Source organism: Paraburkholderia sp. BR13439 (assembly GCF_040948805.1).
Lineage (GTDB): Bacteria > Pseudomonadota > Gammaproteobacteria > Burkholderiales > Burkholderiaceae > Paraburkholderia > Paraburkholderia youngii.
Genome location: NZ_JBFPKN010000138.1, coordinates 1 through 610 on the forward strand (window position 1 = coordinate 1; position 610 = coordinate 610).

1 rRNA gene and 1 pseudogene are annotated in these 610 nt (G+C 57.4%); both read left to right on the top strand.

The features are described from left to right. Positions 1-103 (top strand): 5S ribosomal RNA (gene rrf / locus AB3X96_RS42560); the annotation flags it as partial. Positions 104-248: 145 nt separating this feature from the next. After that, positions 249-610: pseudogene (locus AB3X96_RS42565) on the top strand (magnesium transporter CorA); the annotation flags it as partial.

The following is a 610-nucleotide window of genomic DNA, read 5'->3' on the forward strand; positions in this document are numbered from 1 at the left end:
TAGCGAGTCGGTCCCACCCCTTCCCATCCCGAACAGGACCGTGAAACGACTCCACGCCGATGATAGTGCGGATTGCCCGTGTGAAAGTAGGTAATCGTCAGGCTCCCCCAAAGCCAGAAACCCCACCCACAGCGGTGGGGTTTTTGCGTTTACGCGTCGAAATCAACAAACAGCATTGAAGTAAGCGAAACCCTCCACCCGCCTCAATGCGTCTCAACCCTCTCGGAAGCGCTCGCATTGAACGCCCTATGAAATCAGATCTGGCATTGCAAACCTACGGCGCGGATTCGTCGGGCATGGTCTGCGGTTTCCGGTTCTTGCCAACGCTTGCCGGACGGCCGATCGACGCGGACGAAGTCATCGACTGGTTCCGCGAGAGTGAGGACGATGCCGACGCTACCGCAAAGGACGGTGGCGAGTTTCTGTGGCTTCACTTCAATCTCGCGCATAGCGCGAGCGAGCGCTGGATGCGCACGCAACTCGATCGTAAGCGGTCAATAAAAGACGCCCTTCCATCGAGGGGCAGAAGGTCAGAAGCTAGGTGTCCACGTGGACACCTGCACACTGACACTGATGACAGAGAACAAAGACCTGAAGAGCCGTCTGGTGA